A 14,447-nucleotide genomic window follows, 5' to 3' on the forward strand; every position below is an offset into this window, starting at 1 on the left:
GCGCGGTAGCCTGGGTATCGTTGTTTTCCGGCTTATTTTTTGCGGCGGCATCCGTCCGGGAGTCGATATGGAAGCGGAAGCGATGGTCTTGCATGCGCGCGGCGAACCGCTGCGCCAGGAACGGCGGCCCCTGCCCCAGCCGGCGGCGGGACAGGTGCGCATACGGGTCGAGGCATGCGGCATCTGCCGCACGGACCTGCATGTCGTGGATGGAGATCTGCCGCATCCGGCATTGCCCATCATTCCCGGACACGAGATCGTCGGCATCGTCGACGCCCTGGGCCCGGGCGTGACGGCGCCGGCGCCGGGAACGCGCGTGGGCGTGTCCTGGCTGGCGCATACCTGCGGACACTGCCCGTACTGCGGCCAGGGGCAGGAAAACCTGTGCGACAGGCCGCTGTTCACCGGCTATACCTTCGACGGTGGATTCGCCACGCATGCCCTGGCCGACGCCGCCTTCGTCTTTCCCCTGGCCAGACTGCACGATCCCGTGGCGGCCGCGCCGCTGATGTGCGCCGGGCTGATCGGCTGGCGCTGCCTGCGGGCAGCGCGCAATGCGCGGCATATCGGACTGTACGGGTTTGGCGCCGCGGCCCATATCCTGGCGCAGGTGTGCGTGTGGCAGGACCGGACGGTCTACGCGTTTACGCGGCCTGGCGACCTGGCCGCGCAGTCGCTGGCCCGGGACCTGGGCGCCAGCTGGGTCGGCGGCTCGGACGAGATGCCGCCCCGGCCGCTGGATGCGGCCATCCTGTTCGCGCCCGTGGGCGCCCTGGTCCCCGCGGCCCTGGCGGCCGTGCGCAAGGGCGGCCGCGTGGTGTGCGGCGGCATACACATGAGCGACATCCCGGCTTTCCCCTATCGCCTGCTGTGGGAAGAGCGGGAAATCGTTTCCGTCGCCAACCTGGCACGCAAGGACGGCGAGGAATTCCTGCGCTTCGCCGGCACCGCCCCGATCCGCATGCATACGACGGCCTATCCGCTGGCGGAGGCGAATCGCGCCCTGTCCGACCTGCGCGACGGGCGCCTGGTCGGCGCGGCCGTCCTGGTGCCGCCGAGCGCGGCCCGCTGATCCGGCAGCGCCGTATCAGGCCGATGCCCCGGCCGGCGCCGCCTGTTCCGATTCCAGCAGGCGCACCAGCAGCACCGGCACGGCCGCGGTGCGCGCGACCAGTTCGGCGTCGCTGCCCATCAACAGGCGGTTGGCGCCCCGGCGTCCATGCGTGCCCATGACGATCACGTCGGCACCCCATTGCCGGGCGTGGTCGACGATGATTTCGGAAACGCGGCGGTCGTCGCATTCCTCCAGATGGCAATCGCAGGGCACGCCGCGCTGTTCCAGGAAATGCCGTGCCTCGGTCAGGATGCGATGTCCCGTACGCAACATGGAGGGATGCACCTGATGCACATAGACCTCCGGCCGCTCGAACCCGTTGCTATAGAGCAGCGTATCCAGTACATGAAGCAGGCGGATCTTCGCCTTGCATAGCGTGGCCAGCCTGGCGGCCTGCTCCAGCGCCCTCCTGCCGGTCTCGCTGCCGTCGACCGGCACCAGGATTTTGTCGTACATAGCGCCCCCTCGGAAAAGGCATCGGCCCGCGTCCACACACGGCCGGATTGCCTGTTTCCACTCTATCGGACGCGCTCGCCCCCGCCTTGATATGGGTCAACACCGCGCGAACGGCGGCGGCGAAGGGTCCGTCAGGAACGGATCTTCGCCATCAGCGCCTGTATCTCGCCCCTGCGGCCTTCGTCGGCGAGCTCGCGTCCCGGCCGCGGCGGCGCCTTGAGCGCTTTCTCCAGGTACGGCATCGCCTCGGCTTTGCGGTTCCTGTAGACGAGATAGTCGGCATAGAAGTAGTTCGGATCGATGCCGTTCGGATTCACCGCCAATGCCTGCTGCAACAGCGCCTCGGCCTTTTTGTTATCGCCGAATCCGATGGGCCAGCCCGGGACCTTGTAGTACAGGACGCCCAGGCTATTGAGGGCCGAGCCATCCAGGGCCTTGGGGTCGATCTTCATCGCCGTCTCGTACTCCGCCTTGGCCTGCTTCGCCAGGTCCAGCGCCCCAAGTCCGCCCTTGGCGCCGGCCCAGGAACTCAGGATGATGCCTTCCCAGATGTGCGGTTCCGCCCGGGCGGCATAGCGCTCGGTCAATGCATGGGCCTGCCGCGACAAGGCTTCGAATTTGGCGGCGCGGTCATCCTGCGGCGTCTTGTACTGGATGACGGCCCAGTCGTTCTGCAGCGTGCGGATGCCCTGGTCCAGGTCGGCCGGCTCGGCCCGCGCCGGCAGGCTCATTGCCAGCGTAGCGGCGGCCAACAGGGTGGCCGCCAGTCCGGCCCGTAGGAAACGTCGAATCATGAAGAGGCTCCGGGAGTTGGGTCGGAAGGTTTCAAGGCGCGGCGGTGCTTGGCAAAGGCGCCGTCCATCCATCCGGGAAAAAGGCTGTTCAGTCGCACGGCCAGGGCTTCGACCATGCCCACGTAGCGCTGGGGCGTCTCGTCGCGCAGCATCCGCACGAGGTCGCGCGCCACCGTGTCGGGCTTATCGCTGCGCGAGCCGGTCGCCCGGTTGAACGCGCGCACCTCGTTCGAATTGAATGGCGTGTCGATCGCCCGCGGCGCGTAGTACTGGACCCGCACGGGGGTGTCCGCCAGTTCGCGCCGCAGCGATTCGGTATAGACGCGCAGCGCCGCCTTGCTGGCGCCATAGGCGGAGAATCCGGGCACGCCCAGGCTGCCCAGGATCGAGCCGATATTGACGATCTGCGCCTGCTTGCGGGAGAGCAGTTGCGGCAGCATGCCCGCGATAAGCAGCATGGGCGCCAGGATGTTGGTCTCCACGACCTGCCGGGCGTGCGACGCCTGCAGGTCTTGCGCCCTGCCGAATGCCGCGACCGCGGCGTTATTGATCAGCACATTGCACTGGCGGGCGGCGGCCGCATCGATCAGGGCGGCGCGGCCCTGGTCGGTGGCGATGTCGACGACCAGGGCATCCACGCGCCACCGGTCGAAAGAGCCCGTGGCCAGCGCATGCGCCAGCGCCAGCAACGGCTCGGCCGTGCGCCCGACCAGCAGCACGCGCGCCCCCTCGTTCAGCAGTTGGCGGGCGATCGCGCTGCCCAGGCCGCCGGCCGCGCCGGTCAGTACCACCGATGCGTCGGTCGGCCTCATTGGATCGCGCTCCCTTCCTGCGCGCGCGGCAGGCCGCGGAAGATCGCGCCATAGAGGCGGTAGAACATATGCGCCGCGTGCAGCACCGCCGCCTGGTCCCCGGGGTCGTCCAGCCGGTTCATCAGTTCGGCGAAGTGCCGGGTATGTTCGCGGTCCAGCGTGCCGTGCGAGCGCAGATAGCTGAAGGCGGCCGCGGGCAATCCGAGGGCTTGCTGGATGCGGTCGGCGGCATTCAGGGCCAGGGCCACGCTGGTACCTTCCAGGACGTGAACCATGCCGAAGAAGCCGACGGGATTGTTCCTGGCGATCGTGTCATAGGCGTAGGCCACCATGACCTCGGTGTCCGGTCCCGGGTCGCTCTCGCGGATCGCATCGGCGTCTTCGCCCAGCGCGCGCAAATCGTTCAGGATCCACTCGTCGTGGCCCTGCTCTTCCTGGATGTACTCGTCCAGCGCCTCGTGCATCCAGTCCAGCCGCGGCGGCATGCGGGCGCGGCAGGCCCGCATCAGCGGGACGGTATGCCGGACATGGTGATAGGCCTCGCGCAGGAAGGCGGCATACGCGGGCAGCGTGACCTGTCCGCGCAGGCAGTCCTGGATGATGGGGGTGTGCACCAGCGCGTCGCGGCTGGCGCCGGTATCGCTGACCAGTTTTTCGAAGAACGGCATGATGGCTCGGGGCTAAGGGTGCAGGTGTACGTCCAGGAAAAGATCGGCGTGCCGGGCCGCGATGGCATCGCGACGCGGCCGCCCGTTCGGCGTGGCCATGCCGGACGCGAAGGAAAACTCCGCGCGGGCACGCATCCAGGCGCCGATGCGGGCGTAATCGGGAAGCAGCCGGTTCGCCCGGTCCACGCCGGCCTGCAGGGTGGCGTCATCGGTGCCCGGCAGCGGCCAGAGGACCGCGCCCAGCGCGGCCTGGCCTTCGCCCAGCACCACGGCGTGCGCAATGCCGGGCTGGCCGGCCAATTGCAGCTCGACCCATTCGGGCGACACGTTCCGGCCAAAGCCGGTGATCAACACGTTTTTCTTCCGGCCTTCGATGTGCAGGAAACCCGCGTCGTCGATATGCCCCAGGTCGCCGGTCCGCAGCCATGCGTCGGCCGCCGGGGGCTGGCCGAGATAGCCGAGCGCATGGGTACCGGCGATCTCGATTTCGCCGTCGGGGGCGATGCGCACGCCGGCATGCGGCAACGGCCGCCCGGCGGATCCCGGGCTGTCCGCGCCGGGCAGGTTCAGCGTCTGGACGGAACAGGCTTCCGATAGGCCGTAGCCTTCATAGGCGGGCAGGCCCAGCGCGCGGGCCTGCAGCAGAAGCGGCGCCCCGACGGCGGCCCCGCCCACGGCCATGAAACGCAGGCCCGCGGGCGCCTTCGCGCCGGTCGCGGCCAGCCAGCCGGCGTAAACGCGCAGCATCTGCGGCAGCACGATCGCGCTTTCGGCGCCGCAGGCCTGCAGCGCGCCGTGAAAGGCCGCCGCATCGAAACTGGACGAGCCGCGCAGCCCCACACGGGCGCCAGGATGCACGACGATGGCCGCGCCTTGTATCAAGGGGGCATAGACGCCAGCGATGTTTTCCAGCAGCACGGGAAGCGGCAAGGCCGTCATATGCCGCCGGATGCCCAGGGACGCGGTGGCCGCCGCGACACCGGCCGCCACGCCCAGCATTTCCCGCGCGCCCAGGCAGACGCCCTTGGGGTTGCCCGTCGATCCCGACGTGAAAGTGATCTTCGCCGTGCCCGGGTGTGCGGGTACGGCGGGCAGGCGCGGCCGATACACGCCCAGCGTGTCCGACCAGGACTCGCCCTCGCCGGGATCCAGCGCCGCAAGCGCGTCCTTCATCGAAGCGCCCGTTACCAGTGTGGAGGTGCCGGCGGCCGACATGGCGGCCCGCAGCTGCGCCGGCGTGAAGAACGGCGGCAGCGGCAAATGCACCAGGCCCGCGCGCAGGCACGCCAGGTCGTGGACCACCCAGTCGGCGCCGTTGTCCATCAGCGATGCCACGGCGCCGCCGCCCAGGGCGGCCAGGCGCCCGGCATGGGCCTCGACCCGGCGATTCAGCGTTTCGTAGCTGAGGTCGCCGGCCTCCGTGACCAGCGCCGTGTCGGCCGCGCGCCGCGCATCGGCCAGCAGCGCGAAAAAATCCTCGACCTTCATGCGCCGTGCTCCCGGAAGCGTTCGAGTATGGTCTTCAGGTGCCCGGCGAAGACCTCGGGCCGGTGCGCGTAGTAGTCGCCCCAGTCCGCGCGTTCGCCCGCATCCAGCCGCATCTCGCTGGCGAGCGCCAGCGACCGGTGCGCCAGCCCCATCCGCGAGAACAGATGATGCAGTTCCGAGGTCAGCGTGCTGACGGCCCACTCATAGCCCTGCTGGTGCAGGTGCATCGCGAGCAAGGGAACCAGGCGCCGCCCGGCGCCCGGCCGCATCGCGGCGAAATGCCCCACCTCGACGATGCGATGGCGCGCCACCGGCCTGCCGCCGTCGCCCAGGTATCGCTCCACCGGCGCGGACAGGTATCGTTCCAGGAACAGCGGGAAATAGGCATCGCGATAGCCCGCCGCGGCCAGGATCTCGCCGTCGGCCTGCAGGCTGACGAGCACCGGCAGCGATTCCGTTATATTGGCCCCATATCGCTGCCGGTACCGCTGGCAGATATAGGACTCGACGCGCTCGCGCAAAGGGTCGTTCAAATGATGCACGTGCAGCGCGGCGGCATCCGCTCGCCCGACCGTCGCTGTCGGCGATGCGCCAGCGCCACGTGGTGTCCTGCGCCGCGGCATCAAAATATCCAGGCAATGCATGTATGGTTTCCGATACTGTGCGGCGCAGCATAGGCGCCGAACATTAATCGAAAATTAACGGACGCCGCGATGCTAAGCTGAGCAGGCTCGCGGCTCCAGGAATATGAATGAGAATACTCATCATCGAAGACGATCCGCTACTCGGGGACGGTATAAAAAACGGTTTGCGACTGCTCGGTTATGCGGTCGATTGGTTCGGCAGCGGCAAGGAAGCCGATCAGGCCATGCGCGTCGTCCGCTACGACGCGGTGGTGCTGGATCTCGGCCTGCCCGGCGAGGACGGCCTGGCCCTGCTGCGGCGCTGGCGCGAAGCCGGCCGCGCCTTGCCCATCATCGTCCTGACGGCACGCGATGCGGTGGAAAACCGCATCGCCGGGCTGGATGCGGGCGCCGACGACTACCTCATCAAACCCATCGCGCTGGACGAGCTGGCGGCGCGCCTGCGCGCCGTGACGCGGCGCGAGGCCGGCAAGCCCGAACCCGTCTGGCGGCATGGCGATCTGGAATACCATCCCGCATCCCATGAGGTGTACTGGCAAGGACGCCGCGTCGACCTCTCCAGCCGCGAGGCCCTGCTGCTGGAATTGTTCCTGACCCATCCCAACCGCGTCCTCACGCGGGAGTTCATCCGCGAAAGGCTTTACGACTGGGACGCGGACGTGGAAAGCAACGCGCTGGACGTCTTCGTGCACCACGTACGCAAAAAGATACATCCCAAGATCATCCGCACCCTGCGCGGCTCCGGATACGCGCTGGGACAGGTGGACATCGATTCATGACCTTGCAGCAACGACTCATCGTCGCCGTGCTCGTGGCCGCGCCCGTGGCCTGGCTGCTGACCATCGCCGGTACCTACTGGCGCGCGGAACACGAAATCAACGAACTGTACGACACCGATATGCTGCGCCTGGCGCAGCAGGCGCTGGCGGTGGCAAGGCTGCTGCCCGCGGACGCGGCGCCCTCGCCCGAACCCTTGAAGATGGTGCTTCCCGGCGATCTCGGCGCCGCGGAGCTGCAGGACTGGTCCCTGGCCGTGTGGCGTGGCGCGGGCGATCCGCTGGTGGCCGATCCCGAAGCGCAGCAGTTCCCCCGCAACGGCACGCGCGAGGGCTTCTTCGACAGCGTGGTCGACGACGTATCGTGGCGCCTGTTCTACCTGAACGATCCGGCCAGCGGCACGCGCGTGGCCGTGGGACAGCGGCTCGGCGAACGCAAGGATCTGATCGTCTCCTATATCGCCAGCCAAATCCTGCCCTTGCTCGTCAGCCTGCCGGTGCTGATCGTCCTGCTGATCGTCGCCGTGCGCCGCGCGATCAGGCCGGTCCGGGATCTTTCGCATCGCCTCGAACGGCGGGATCCGGACGACGACAGCCCGCTGCCTCTGCGCGATACGCCCGGCGAGCTGAGGATCCTGGTTCAGGCCATGAATGGCCTGCTGGCCCGGGTGGCCTCCCTGATCGAACAGGAGCGCCGCCTGACGGCGGACGCCGCCCACGAATTGCGCACGCCGCTGGCGGCGCTGCGCGCGCAATGGGATGTGGCGCAGCGCGCCGAGGATCCCGCGCAGCGCCGCCAGGCGCAGGCCAGCGTGACGCGCGGGCTCGAACGCCTGGACCGCCTGGTGGCCCAGCTTCTGACCATGGCGCGTCTGGATAGCGTCGGGCACCTGGGCTTCGGCGGCGAGATCGATTGGCGCTGCGTGGCCGAGCAGGCGGTCGGCGACTGCCTGTGGATCGCCAACCGGCGCGATATCGAGATCGAGGTCGAATGGCCCGAAAACGGCGAAGCGCCGCTGCCCATCGCCGGCGACACCGATGCGCTGGTGATCATGCTGCGCAACGTGCTGGACAACGCCGTCCGCTATGGGCCGCGGCACTCGCGCGTGCGCCTGTCCTTCACCGCGTCGCGCATCCACGTCGACGACCAGGGGTCGGGCATGCCGCCGGAAGTGCTGGCGCGCATCGGCGACCGCTTCCTGCGGGCCGCCGGCAACGAAGAATCCGGCAGCGGCCTGGGGGTATCGATCGCCCGCCGCATCGCCCGCAACCATGGACTGAACCTGCGCTTCGAAATGCGCCCGGCGGGCGGCGATTTCGGTCCCGGCCTGCGCGTGACGATCCTGCGGGGATCGTAGTGCGCGTGGCGCCCGGCGCCCCGGATTAGTCCTTAAGTACGAGCCCCGCGACGGGCTCGTTCCGCGGCCGTTTCCCATCCCCGATGCAACTTGACCAATGTCAAGGCATACCCGCGCGTCTCGCACGAGTATGAACGCAAGGCTTCATCGCGAAGCCCCGTACGGGAGGCCATCATGAACGACGCGGAACTGCGCAAGCGTGTCCTGGAAGAACTCGAGTTCGACCCCAGCCTGGATGCCGCCCACATCGGCGTGGCCGTGGAAGATGGCATCGCCACCCTGACCGGGCACGTCTCCGCCTACGCGCAAAAGTACAACGCCGAGCGCGCGGCGCAGCGGGTCAAGGGCGTGCGCGGGATCGCGCAGGAAATCGAAGTCCGCCCGCCCACGGCCAGCCCCACCGACGACGACCAGCTGGCCAAGCGCGCGCTGGATCTTATCGCCTGGGATGCCTCCCTGCCTGCCGACGCCGTCAAGGTAAAGGTCGAACGGGGCTGGGTGACATTGAGCGGTGAGGTGGAGTGGCACCACCAGCGCATGGGCTGCGAAAGCGCCGTGCGGCGGCTGGCCGGCGTCACCGGCGTATCCAACCTGATCGAATTGCGGCACCGGGTCCAGTCCGGCGATATCAGGGCCAGCGTCGACCAGGCCCTGCGGCGCAGCGCCGAAGTCGAAGCCGGCAACATCCGCCTGCATGTAAATGGCGGCGAAGTGACGCTGTCGGGCACGACCCGCAGCTGGCACGAACGCAATGCCGTGCAGCGGGCGGCATGGGCGGTGCCGGGCGTGACCTCCGTCGTCAACCATCTGACCGTCGTGTAGCGACGGCCCAACCTTTACACCCAACATGGAGCAAACCATGAGCCGACTCACTCGTTACAGCCCCTTCTCCGCCGAACCGTTCGCCGACGCCTTCGAAGGATTCCTGCGCCCGATACGCGGCCTGGCGGAAGACGGCCCCCGCATGGACCTCGATATCACCGAGAACGACAAGGAGTACGTCCTCCAGGCCGAGATCCCCGGCATGAACAAGGAGGATATCCAGGTCGACATCGACGGCGGCGAGGTACGCATCTCCGCCAAGAAATCCTCCGAAAAAGAAGTCAAGGATGGCGATCGCGTCGTGCGCAGCGAGCGCTACTGGGGCCAGATGCAGCGCGCCGTCTCGTTCGCCACCAGCATCGATGAAGACCACGTCACGGCCGTGTACGACAAGGGCGTACTCAAGCTGACGCTGCCGAAAAAGGCCGGCGACGGCACGCGCCGCATCGAGATTTCGTAAAGCGGCCAGGCGGGCGCCCCGGGAGACAAGACCATGAATCAGGAAGAAAGAAACGCCGACGAATCCCTGCGCCAGCGGGTGCTGGATGCGCTGGAGGCCGACCCCGCCGTGAATGCCGCGCATGTCGGCGTTTCCGCGTCCAACGGCATCGTGACGCTGTCCGGGCACGTCGACACCTATGCGGAACGGTTCGATATCGAACACATCGTCCGCAAGGTGCGGGGCGTGCGCGGGATCGCGCTCGAAGTCACCGTGCGCCGGGCGGCCGACAAGCACGTGGACGACGACCAGATCGCCCAGCGCGCGCTTTCCATCATCAAATGGAGCGCCGGCATACCGGAACAGGACATCCAGGTCACCGTGCAGCATGGCTGGGTGACGCTTACCGGCAGGGTCTCCTGGCATTTCCAGCGCATGGCCGCGGAAATGGCGGTACGCAAGCTGTCCGGGGTGACGGGGATTACGAACCAGATCGAACTGCTGCGGCAGGTTCGTCCCGACAACGTCGAACGCACGATACAGGCCGCGCTGCGCCGCGACGCGGAGCTGGAAGCGGCCGGCATCCACGTCGCCATCCGCGGCGAGACGGCTGTCCTGGAGGGCCACGTCTCCACCTGGCATGAGAAGGCCGCCGCCGAGCGCGCCTGCTGGTCGGTGCCGGGCGTGCGAGCCGTCGAGAATCTCTTGTCCATCCGCTCCGAGGTCACGGCCTGAGGGCGAGCCTGTCGATAAACACGATAAATCCAAAAGCGAGAACCATCATGCTGAAACGCATCGCGCTGCACATCGAGAAAGACCAGGCCTGCCCGGCCCGCACGGCCACCACCCTGGCGCTGGCGCAGCGCTTCGGGGCGGAGGTCCTGGGCATATACGTCGCCTATGTGTGGCCGCGCGACACCCTGGACGAAAGCGTCATCCCCAGCGGGGTCTACGAGGTCATGCTGCAGCAACGCGCGGCGGACCGCGAGAAATGCCATACCGAATTCAATCGCCGGGTCGACGCCGCCGGCAACGTCGCGGCCCAATGGCGCACGCCGGACGGCCGCCCGGAGCAGGTTCTGCCACTGCACGCGCGCTGCGCCGACCTGCTGGTCCTCAGCCAGGCCAACAACACGGACACGGATTCCATCGTCGATCCTTATCTGGTGGAAACCATCGTCATGAGCGCGGGCCGGCCAGTCCTGGTCGTGCCCTACGCCGGGGAATACAGCACGGTCGGCAATCGCATCCTGTTCTGCTGGGACCATGGCCGCGAGGCGGCGCGTGCCCTCGCCGATGCCGCACCCTTCATCGAAAAAGCCGAGGAGACCTTCGTCCTGACGCTGGACGCGCAATCCGACGCCATGCGGGCGCGCCAGACGGTCGCCGACGACCTGCCGGCCTGGTTCCGTGCCCAGGGCTATCGCGAGCCCAGGATGCTGATCCGCGAGACGAGCGAGGTGGGCATCGGCAACGCCATCCTCAATGCCGCTTCCGACCACAGTTGCGACCTGATCGTGATGGGCCTGTACGGACATAGCCGCATGCGTGAATGGGTGCTGGGCGGCGCCTCGCGGGAGATCATGGAAGCCATGACCGTCCCGGTGCTGTTCTCGCATTGACCCAGGTCAAGGTCGCGGCCGGACGGCCGGCGTACGCTGCAGCCATGCGTCCCTACTCCATCTTCTCCATCCCGGCCGGGCTGTCGCCGGCGGACCGCCAGGTCCGCCGCCACGCCCTGCTGCGGCTGGGATTGGCCTGGCTGGTCATGATGCAGGTCATGATGCTGGCGTGGCCGGCCTACGTGCGCCACGATGACCTGCCGGCGCGCAATCTGGCGACCCTGGACTGGGCCATCGGGCTGATGAACTGGGCCAGCCTGGCGCTGACGCTGCCGGTCCTGGTCTATTCCGCCTGGCCCTTATGGCACGGCGCGGCGACACGACTATGGCAGGGGCGGCCCGGAATGGACCTGCCGGTGGCCACGGGCATGGCGGCCGCTTTCGTACCCAGCGTCCACGCCACGATCGCCGGGGACGGCGCGGTGTACTTCGATTCCGTCACGATGTTCGTCGCCTTTCTGCTGACGGCGCGCTACCTGGCGCTGTGCGCGCGCCAGTCGCGCGCAGGCGGCCGCAACGACCCGCTGCGGCGCACGCGTGCCACGCTTACCCTGTACGCCGACCGCCGCGCGGCGCAGTTCTGTACCGTTCAACTGGCCGCCACGTTCGCCACCGGCCTGGTCTGGATCTGGCTCGACCCCGGCCGCTTCCTGCCCGTCACGGTCGCGATGCTGGTGATCAGCTGCCCCTGCGCGCTGTCGATGTCGGTACCGGCGGTCATGGCCAGCGCCGACGCCGCCATCGGCGCCCTGCCCTGTGCCGACGAAGCCGACATCCGCGCCATCCAGGCCATGGCCGCGCGCAAGGCCATGCAGAACCTCTACGGCAGCGCGGCCTTCCATCTCTTGATGATGCCCCTGGCGGCCCTGGGCTGGGTCACGCCGTGGCTGGCGGCGGTCACGATGCTGGTGTCGTCCCTGGCGGTGGCGGGCAACGCGTGGCGGCTGCATGGCCGCTGGATCGACGGCCATGCATCGGCCCGGTCCCGTGCATCGGGCGCGCCGGCGGAAGGCGGCGCGGGCGCGGCGGTGGGAACGCCATGACCATCCTGGTATTGCTGCTGCCTCTGTCCCTGCTGTTCGTCGCGGCGATCGGGGGCTTCCTGGCCTGGGCGGTGCTGACCGGGCAATACGACGACACCGACGGCATCGCGGACCGCCTGCCGGACGACGACTGACGCGCGCGCGCGACACGGCGCCCCGGCGGCCGATTCCCGCGCACCGGGATTGACCAAGGTCAAGCCGGTTCCCCGCGGCCGGCACCATCATGGCGCCACGGAAACCAAGGGGGAGACAAATCATGCGTGACAGTCCAACGACGGCGACATTCAACTATGGCGTCGTTCGCCGCTTCGCCTTGATGACCATCGTCTGGGGCATCGTCGGCATGGCCGTCGGGGTGCTTATAGCCGCGCAGCTGATCTGGCCGTCCCTGAACCTGGACATCCCCTGGCTGAGCTATGGCAGGCTGCGCCCCCTGCACACCAACGCGGTGATCTTCGCCTTCGGCGGCTGCGGCCTGTTCGCCACGTCCTATTACGTCGTCCAGCGCACCTGCCAGGCGCGGCTGTTCTGCGGCTGGCTGGCCGAGTTCACGTTCTGGGGCTGGCAGGCGGTGATCGTGGCCGCGGCCATTACGCTGCCCCTGGGCCTGACCAGCAGCAAGGAATACGCGGAACTGGAATGGCCGATCGACATCCTGATCACCCTGGTGTGGGTGGCCTACGCCATCGTTTTCTTCGGCACCATCGTCAAGCGCAAGGTCAAGCACATCTATGTGGCCAACTGGTTCTTCGGCGCCTACATCCTGACGATCGCCATCCTGCACATCGTCAACAACGTCGAACTGCCGGTGACGATGTGGAAGTCCTATTCCGCCTACGCGGGCGTGCAGGACGCCATGGTCCAGTGGTGGTACGGGCACAATGCCGTGGGTTTTTTCCTGACCACCAGCTTCCTCGGCATGATGTATTACTTCGTGCCGAAACAGGCGGGCCGGCCGATCTATTCGTATCGCCTGTCCATCGTCCACTTCTGGGCGCTGGTCTTTACCTATATGTGGGCCGGCCCGCATCACCTGCTGTATACGTCGCTGCCGGATTGGACGCAGTCGCTGGGCATGACGTTTTCGCTGGTGCTGCTGGCGCCCTCGTGGGGCGGCATGATCAACGGCATCCTGACCCTGCAGGGTGCCTGGCACCGCCTGCGCACCGATCCCATTCTGAAGTTCCTGGTGACCGCGCTGTCCTTCTACGGCATGGCGACCTTCGAAGGCTCGATGATGTCCATCCGCAGCGTCAATGCCTTGTCCCATTACACCGACTGGACGATCGGCCACGTGCATTCCGGCGCCCTGGGCTGGGTCGCCATGATCACCTTCGGTTCGCTCTACTACCTGATCCCCCGCCTCTACGGCCGCGAGACCATGTACAGCGTGCGTGCCATCGAACTGCACTTCTGGGTCGCCACGCTGGGGGTGGTCCTGTACATCGCGGCGATGTGGACCGCCGGCGTCCAGCAGGGTCTGATGTGGCGCGCCACCGCCCCGGACGGCACGCTGGTCTATAGCTTCGTCGAGGAATTGAAGACCCGCGTCCCGTACTACCTGATCCGCCTGCTGGGCGGGACGATGTTCCTGGCCGGCGTGCTCGTCATGGCCTGGAATACCTGGATGACCGTGCGCAAGGCCACCGCCGTCGATCCCGCCATCCCGCAGCCCGCGCCGCAGCCCGTCGCCGTACCGCTGGCCGAGCCGGCCGTCGCCACCACCACCGCCGCCTGAAGGATCGACCATGAGCACCGGCAAGCAATCCTTCTTTTCGCACCACACGCTGGAAAAAAATATCGGCCTGATGATCGTCGCCACGGTCGTCGTCGTGTCGATGGCGGGACTGGTGCAGATCATTCCGCTGTTCCACCAGCATTCGACGACGGAGGCCGAGGCGGGCATCCAGCCCTACAGCCCCCTGCGCCTGATGGGGCGCGACGTCTATATCCGCGAAGGCTGTGTCAGCTGCCACTCGCAGCAGGTACGCATGCTGCAGTCCGAGGTCCAGCGCTATGGACCGTACTCCACGGCCGGCGAATCGGTTTTCGACCATCCGTTCCTGTGGGGTTCCAAGCGCACGGGGCCCGACCTGGCGCGCGTGGGCGGGCGCTATTCGGACGCCTGGCACCGCGAGCACCTGCGCGATCCGCGCGCCGTCGTGCCGGAATCCAACATGCCCGCCTACCCCTGGCTGCGCACCGCACCGCTGGCCGGACAGAACGTCGCGGACCGCATGCGGGCATTGCGCCAGCTGGGCGTGCCCTACACCGACCGGGACATCGCCGACGCCCCCAAGGCGCTGGAAGGCAAGACCGAAGAAGACGCCCTGGTGGCCTATCTGCAGGAACTGGGCGTCGCCGCCCGCAAGAGCGCCGCGCCGGCTGCATCCGCCAACGGAGACTGAACC

At 67.8% G+C, this 14,447-nt stretch carries 17 protein-coding genes; 11 read left to right on the forward strand and 6 right to left on the reverse strand.

What is annotated here, in order from left to right; all coding sequences use genetic code 11:
- Nucleotides 1–67 precede the first annotated feature (67 nt).
- A complete protein-coding gene (locus CAL28_RS15095) occupies nucleotides 68–1,072 on the forward strand; it encodes a zinc-dependent alcohol dehydrogenase family protein (RefSeq protein WP_254926138.1) in 1,005 nt (334 codons plus the stop codon).
- Between the two features lie 15 nt (nucleotides 1,073–1,087).
- On the opposite strand, the gene CAL28_RS15100 is transcribed toward CAL28_RS15095, so the two are convergent.
- The 6 genes from CAL28_RS15100 to CAL28_RS15125 all read right to left on the reverse strand — a co-directional run bounded on the left by CAL28_RS15100 (nucleotide 1,088) and on the right by CAL28_RS15125 (nucleotide 5,874).
- Nucleotides 1,088–1,570: a universal stress protein gene (locus CAL28_RS15100; RefSeq protein ID WP_094842133.1), complete on the reverse strand. Its 483-nt coding sequence runs from the start codon at nucleotides 1,568–1,570 to the stop codon at nucleotides 1,088–1,090.
- A 131-nt stretch (nucleotides 1,571–1,701) separates the two neighbouring features.
- Nucleotides 1,702–2,364, reverse strand: coding sequence for a hypothetical protein (locus CAL28_RS15105; RefSeq protein ID WP_094842134.1), 663 nt, complete (start codon nucleotides 2,362–2,364; stop codon nucleotides 1,702–1,704).
- Entirely contained in the window at nucleotides 2,361–3,176 is an 816-nt protein-coding gene (locus CAL28_RS15110) for an SDR family oxidoreductase (protein ID WP_094842135.1), read from the reverse strand. Before CAL28_RS15110 ends, CAL28_RS15105 begins: the two co-directional genes overlap by 4 nt.
- A complete protein-coding gene (locus tag CAL28_RS15115) occupies nucleotides 3,173–3,844 on the reverse strand; it encodes a TenA family transcriptional regulator (RefSeq protein WP_094842136.1) in 672 nt (223 codons plus the stop codon). Before CAL28_RS15115 ends, CAL28_RS15110 begins: the two co-directional genes overlap by 4 nt.
- 12 nt (nucleotides 3,845–3,856) lie before the next feature.
- A complete protein-coding gene (locus CAL28_RS15120) occupies nucleotides 3,857–5,332 on the reverse strand; it encodes an AMP-binding protein (RefSeq protein ID WP_094842137.1) in 1,476 nt (491 codons plus the stop codon).
- Complete coding sequence (locus CAL28_RS15125) at nucleotides 5,329–5,874, reverse strand: thermostable hemolysin (protein ID WP_254926285.1); 546 nt, start codon at nucleotides 5,872–5,874, stop codon at nucleotides 5,329–5,331. The genes CAL28_RS15120 and CAL28_RS15125 overlap by 4 nt, the downstream gene beginning before the upstream one ends.
- Before the next feature lie 209 nt (nucleotides 5,875–6,083).
- Here CAL28_RS15125 and CAL28_RS15130 point away from each other — a divergent pair, with 209 nt between their 5' ends.
- From CAL28_RS15130 to ccoO, 10 genes are all read left to right on the forward strand, one after another.
- Nucleotides 6,084–6,755: a response regulator transcription factor gene (locus CAL28_RS15130; RefSeq protein ID WP_094842138.1), complete on the forward strand. Its 672-nt coding sequence runs from the start codon at nucleotides 6,084–6,086 to the stop codon at nucleotides 6,753–6,755.
- Nucleotides 6,752–8,110 (forward strand): ATP-binding protein, encoded by a 1,359-nt coding sequence (locus tag CAL28_RS15135; protein ID WP_094842139.1) that lies wholly within the window; start codon nucleotides 6,752–6,754, stop codon nucleotides 8,108–8,110. Before CAL28_RS15130 ends, CAL28_RS15135 begins: the two co-directional genes overlap by 4 nt.
- A gap of 174 nt (nucleotides 8,111–8,284) precedes the next feature.
- The gene (locus tag CAL28_RS15140) at nucleotides 8,285–8,932 is read left to right on the forward strand and encodes a BON domain-containing protein (RefSeq protein WP_094842140.1); all 648 of its coding nucleotides are present in this window, start codon (nucleotides 8,285–8,287) and stop codon (nucleotides 8,930–8,932) included.
- Between the two features lie 37 nt (nucleotides 8,933–8,969).
- Nucleotides 8,970–9,392: an Hsp20/alpha crystallin family protein gene (locus tag CAL28_RS15145; RefSeq protein ID WP_094842141.1), complete on the forward strand. Its 423-nt coding sequence runs from the start codon at nucleotides 8,970–8,972 to the stop codon at nucleotides 9,390–9,392.
- Between the two features lie 33 nt (nucleotides 9,393–9,425).
- The gene (locus CAL28_RS15150; protein ID WP_094842142.1) at nucleotides 9,426–10,106 is read left to right on the forward strand and encodes a BON domain-containing protein; all 681 of its coding nucleotides are present in this window, start codon (nucleotides 9,426–9,428) and stop codon (nucleotides 10,104–10,106) included.
- 47 nt (nucleotides 10,107–10,153) lie between these two features.
- The gene (locus CAL28_RS15155) at nucleotides 10,154–10,993 is read left to right on the forward strand and encodes a universal stress protein (protein ID WP_094842143.1); all 840 of its coding nucleotides are present in this window, start codon (nucleotides 10,154–10,156) and stop codon (nucleotides 10,991–10,993) included.
- A gap of 44 nt (nucleotides 10,994–11,037) precedes the next feature.
- Nucleotides 11,038–12,036, forward strand: coding sequence for a P-type ATPase (locus CAL28_RS15160; protein ID WP_141218194.1), 999 nt, complete (start codon nucleotides 11,038–11,040; stop codon nucleotides 12,034–12,036).
- Complete coding sequence (gene ccoS / locus CAL28_RS15165) at nucleotides 12,033–12,170, forward strand: cbb3-type cytochrome oxidase assembly protein CcoS (RefSeq protein ID WP_094842144.1); 138 nt, start codon at nucleotides 12,033–12,035, stop codon at nucleotides 12,168–12,170. The genes CAL28_RS15160 and ccoS overlap by 4 nt, the downstream gene beginning before the upstream one ends.
- 122 nt (nucleotides 12,171–12,292) lie before the next feature.
- On the forward strand, nucleotides 12,293–13,774 hold the full coding sequence (gene ccoN, locus CAL28_RS15170) for a cytochrome-c oxidase, cbb3-type subunit I (RefSeq protein ID WP_094842145.1): 1,482 nt from the start codon (nucleotides 12,293–12,295) through the stop codon (nucleotides 13,772–13,774).
- A 10-nt stretch (nucleotides 13,775–13,784) separates the two neighbouring features.
- Complete coding sequence (gene ccoO, locus CAL28_RS15175; RefSeq protein WP_094842146.1) at nucleotides 13,785–14,444, forward strand: cytochrome-c oxidase, cbb3-type subunit II; 660 nt, start codon at nucleotides 13,785–13,787, stop codon at nucleotides 14,442–14,444.
- Nucleotides 14,445–14,447: the final 3 nt, after the last annotated feature.

Source organism: Bordetella genomosp. 11 (genome assembly GCF_002261215.1).
Lineage (GTDB): Bacteria > Pseudomonadota > Gammaproteobacteria > Burkholderiales > Burkholderiaceae_B > Bordetella_C.

Excerpts from the sequence above, each read along its gene's own strand:
- CAL28_RS15095 (WP_254926138.1), top strand. The coding sequence starts at position 68 with ATGGAAGCGGAAGCGATGGTCTTGCATGCGCGCGGCGAACCGCTGCGC.
- CAL28_RS15100 (WP_094842133.1), bottom strand. The coding sequence starts at position 1,570 with ATGTACGACAAAATCCTGGTGCCGGTCGACGGCAGCGAGACCGGCAGG.
- CAL28_RS15105 (WP_094842134.1), bottom strand. The coding sequence starts at position 2,364 with ATGATTCGACGTTTCCTACGGGCCGGACTGGCGGCCACCCTGTTGGCC.
- CAL28_RS15110 (WP_094842135.1), bottom strand. The coding sequence starts at position 3,176 with ATGAGGCCGACCGACGCATCGGTGGTACTGACCGGCGCGGCCGGCGGC.
- CAL28_RS15115 (WP_094842136.1), bottom strand. The coding sequence starts at position 3,844 with ATGCCGTTCTTCGAAAAACTGGTCAGCGATACCGGCGCCAGCCGCGAC.
- CAL28_RS15120 (WP_094842137.1), bottom strand. The coding sequence starts at position 5,332 with ATGAAGGTCGAGGATTTTTTCGCGCTGCTGGCCGATGCGCGGCGCGCG.
- CAL28_RS15130 (WP_094842138.1), top strand. The coding sequence starts at position 6,084 with ATGAGAATACTCATCATCGAAGACGATCCGCTACTCGGGGACGGTATA.
- CAL28_RS15135 (WP_094842139.1), top strand. The coding sequence starts at position 6,752 with ATGACCTTGCAGCAACGACTCATCGTCGCCGTGCTCGTGGCCGCGCCC.
- CAL28_RS15140 (WP_094842140.1), top strand. The coding sequence starts at position 8,285 with ATGAACGACGCGGAACTGCGCAAGCGTGTCCTGGAAGAACTCGAGTTC.
- CAL28_RS15145 (WP_094842141.1), top strand. The coding sequence starts at position 8,970 with ATGAGCCGACTCACTCGTTACAGCCCCTTCTCCGCCGAACCGTTCGCC.
- CAL28_RS15150 (WP_094842142.1), top strand. The coding sequence starts at position 9,426 with ATGAATCAGGAAGAAAGAAACGCCGACGAATCCCTGCGCCAGCGGGTG.
- CAL28_RS15155 (WP_094842143.1), top strand. The coding sequence starts at position 10,154 with ATGCTGAAACGCATCGCGCTGCACATCGAGAAAGACCAGGCCTGCCCG.
- CAL28_RS15160 (WP_141218194.1), top strand. The coding sequence starts at position 11,038 with ATGCGTCCCTACTCCATCTTCTCCATCCCGGCCGGGCTGTCGCCGGCG.
- ccoS (WP_094842144.1), top strand. The coding sequence starts at position 12,033 with ATGACCATCCTGGTATTGCTGCTGCCTCTGTCCCTGCTGTTCGTCGCG.
- ccoN (WP_094842145.1), top strand. The coding sequence starts at position 12,293 with ATGCGTGACAGTCCAACGACGGCGACATTCAACTATGGCGTCGTTCGC.
- ccoO (WP_094842146.1), top strand. The coding sequence starts at position 13,785 with ATGAGCACCGGCAAGCAATCCTTCTTTTCGCACCACACGCTGGAAAAA.